The organism is Aeromicrobium sp., from assembly GCF_050700635.1.
Classification (GTDB): Bacteria; Actinomycetota; Actinomycetes; order Propionibacteriales; family Nocardioidaceae; genus Aeromicrobium.
Genome location: NZ_JBOHDT010000123.1, coordinates 1 through 3542 on the forward strand (window position 1 = coordinate 1; position 3542 = coordinate 3542).

The window sequence follows — 3542 nt, forward strand, 5'->3', positions numbered from 1 at the left end:
TCGTTCTGCGCGAGGAGGGCGTCCCAGCGACGACCTTCGCGCGTGGCGGCGATCTTCGAGCGCAGGCTCGCGTCCGGTCGGTCGCGGGCCAGTCGCTTGAGCGTGGAGCCGTGCCAGGTCTGAAGGACGTGCTGGTGCGAACGCTCGCGGAAACGCTTGCGCAGCCAGTCGTTGACGACCAGGACACGCGCGGAGGCGCGGACCCGCCACCATTCACCGCTGCCCTCGATCAGTCGCACCGAACCGTCAGGCACGGGCACCGACCCGTCGACCACGCTCCAGTAGCGACGGGTCGCGGGCCGCATCTCGGCGATGGCACGGTCGATGCCACGCGGGTTGCAGGCGGCCGAGCGGCCACGGAAGCTCTCGAAGAACACCGCATCCTCCGGCTCGGGGGCCCAGCGGCGGTAGGCCTCCTCGAGCTCTCGCTGGGCCCGGGGGCCGAGCTCGTCGTCGGCCAGTGGTGGGCCGATCTCGACGACGAGCCCGCCGCCGCGCTCGCGCACCGTCGCTCGGAAGAGCTCGTGACGGATCTCGAGCGACTCCGCCAACACCTCGACGCGGGACGAGCCATCAGGCAGCTCGAGCCGATACGTGTCGCTCGGAAGGGCGAGTGGCTCCGATCCCCATCGCGCGGCAAGCAGGACGAGATCGCCGGAGTCGTTCGCGTTCACCCGCGCTCGCCGACCGACCAGGGCGGCGCCGACCGCGCAATGGCCGATCGAGAGGGTGGCCGAACCGGGGTCGTACGAAAGATCCGTGATCGCCGGTCGGTCGACGAGCGTCGTCTGAGTCGACGTGGAGCCGGAGGTGGTGATGCGAGCGAGGGTCTCGTCGAGCACGCGCTCACCGGCGCGCCCGTCGAGCACGTCGAAAAACTCGGTGCGCAGGTGGTGCGCGTGGCGGTGGGCGGGACCGTCCGCATCCTCGGTGAGGGCCGACGTCAACCGGTCAAGAGTGTCGGCCCACGTGGTGACCGCCCGCCCGCCGGTGAACTCGTCGAACGGCACGTAGAAGCCGCGCGTCGACGTGTAGGTGGCCAGATCGGGTGCGTAGAAGACGACCGGGCGTCCGACGAGGGCGAAGTCGAACACGATGGACGAGTAGTCCGTGACGACCGCGTCAACAGCCCACAGCACCCGGTTGACGTCGCGCAGGAGCTCTGGCCCCAGCAGGCGGACCCGGGTCGAGCGCACCGGGCCGTTGGCGTAGCTCCCACGACCGAGCGGATGGGTTCGAACGAGCAGCACCGCGTCGTGCCGGTCGAGCCAGGCCGCGATCGCCTCCCACTCGCTCGACGAGGGAACCGTCGGGTCGAGCGCTCCGTCGCGCCAGGTCGGAGCGAACAGGACGACCCGCGCGGCCGGGGGCAGGTCGGGAACGGCCTCGTCGAGCTGCTTCCGGGCTGCTTCGCGCCGCTCGGCCTCGTCGCCGGCAAGCAGGACGTCGTCGCGCGGGTCGCCTGCGACCACGACGTTCTCGGGGAGGATGCCGAAGCCGCTCACGATGCTCGGCTTGACCCGTTCCGACGATACCGGGAACAGCGACAGCCCGCGGCCGGCCCGCCGGTAGGCGAAGCCGACCAGCCGCCGCATGATGCCCACGTCCGGAAGGAACGACACCGCGTAAGTCGAGCCCGAGTCGAGGTGGAGGTGCTTGAACGGCAGACCGTGCCACAGCTGCACGACGAAGCCGCCGCGCACGCCATAGCGGTTCGCGTCGCCGAACCCGTGGGTCACGACGATGACGCGGGCCCGCAGGGTGGTCCAGAAGCCGCGGAGTCCGTTCTTGCGGATCGACTCGAACCCGAGTGCCCGCGCCTCGTCGAGCTCCGCGGCGCTGCCGGCGAGCCACACCAGCCGAGTCGAGTCGCCGACACGCCGCTGAGCCAGTCGGAAGAGCGGCAGGGCGCCTTCGCCCAGACCGATGCCCGACCCGAAGACCCAGAGGCGGTCGGAGCGGGGAACGAGGAGGCTGATGACGGCGGAGCACGCGTACAGCGGGAGTCCGAGGAGCTTGCGGGCGTTGCCGGCTCCGAACGTGAAGCTCGCCATGGTCGTCCTGATTCTGGCACGGCACACGAACGCATCTGCCCCAAGGGCGCGTCTCCCTCCTCTGCCTTGCCAGCCGAGCGCGGACACCGCGCGCCCTGTCGAACCGGGATAGGAAGACACGCCCTAGTACGGTCGGGGAGTGCTCCGACCGAGTCTGCCGAACGCGATCCTGCACCCGGTGCGGCTGCTCCCGCTCTCGTTCCTCGCCCTGACCTTCGTCGGAACACTCCTCCTGCTGCTCCCGTTCGCCCGTTCGGGGGAGGGCTCGGCCAGCCTGCAGGCGGCCATCTTCCAGTCGACGTCCGCCGTCACCGTGACGGGTCTGGCGACTGTCGACACCTCGACCTACTGGACGCCCGCCGGGCAGACCATCATCCTCGTGCTCGTCGAGATCGGCGGGCTCGGCATCATCGCCCTTGCCACCCTGCTCGGGCTGTTCATCGGCGGGCGGCTCGGGCTGCGCACGAGCCTGGTGGCCCAGGCGGACATGCACGTGGTGAGCATCGGTGAGGTGCGGCCGCTGTTCCGACGAGTCGCCGTGACCATGGTGTTCTTCCAAGGGGTCCTCGCCGCCGTGCTCACGGCGCGTTACCGCCTGACCTACTACGACGACCTCGGCACGTCCCTGTGGCACGGCGTCTTCGACTCGATCATGGCGTTCAACAACGCCGGCTTCTCACTGAACCGTGACAGCATCGTCATGTACGCCGGCGACGCGGTGGTGATCCTCGCAATGTCCGCCGGTGTGTTCGTCGGCGCCATCGGTTTCCCCGTGCTCGCCGAGCTCTTCCAGGGTTGGCGCCGCCCCTCGCTCTGGACGATTCACACCCGGCTCACGGTCTGGGGCTCGATCCTGCTGTTCGTGATCGCCGCCGCAATCTTCCTGATCTACGAGTGGAACAATCTCGGGACCATCGGGGCGTTGTCGTGGCAGGACAAGATGGTGTCAGGTGTCGAGGCGAGTGCGATGACCCGGTCAGGCGGGCTGGCCAGCTTCGACTGGGGGAGCGTGCAGCCGGAGACGCTCAACAGCGCCACGGTGCTGATGTTCATCGGCGGCGGCAGCGCGAGTACGGCCGGCGGCATCAAGATCACCACCTTCCTGCTTCTGGGCTTCGTCATCCTCGCCGAGCTCCGCGGCGACCCCGACGTGACCGTGGGTCGTCGCTCGATCAGTGCCGCGGTCATCCGGACGGCACTCACGATCGCCCTTCTCGCGGTGATGCTCGTGGTCGGCTCGACCTTCGCGGTGATGTCGATGACGGACTTCGCGTTCGACGAAGTGCTGTTCGAGTGCGCCTCGGCCTTCGGCACCGTCGGATTGAGCACGGGCATCACCACCCAGTTGCCCGTCAATGCGCAGATGACCATCTCCGTCTTGATGTTCGTGGGCAGAGTGGGCACGATTGCAGCGGCGTCCGCGTTCGTTCTGCGCCGTCGCACCACTCGGTACCACCTTCCCGAGGAGCAACCGATCATTGGCTAAGT

2 protein-coding genes are annotated in these 3542 nt (G+C 68.9%); one reads left to right on the forward strand and one right to left on the reverse strand.

What is annotated here, in order from left to right:
- Positions 1–2054: CDP-glycerol glycerophosphotransferase family protein (locus tag ACRDPN_RS09960; protein WP_431447295.1), on the reverse strand; the 2054-nt coding region annotated here is incomplete at its 3' end.
- 139 nt (positions 2055–2193) lie between these two features.
- Here ACRDPN_RS09960 and ACRDPN_RS09965 point away from each other — a divergent pair.
- Positions 2194–3540 carry a TrkH family potassium uptake protein gene (locus tag ACRDPN_RS09965; protein WP_431447296.1) on the forward strand — a complete coding sequence of 449 codons (1347 nt, stop codon included), beginning with the start codon at positions 2194–2196 and terminating at the stop codon, positions 3538–3540.
- Positions 3541–3542: the final 2 nt, after the last annotated feature.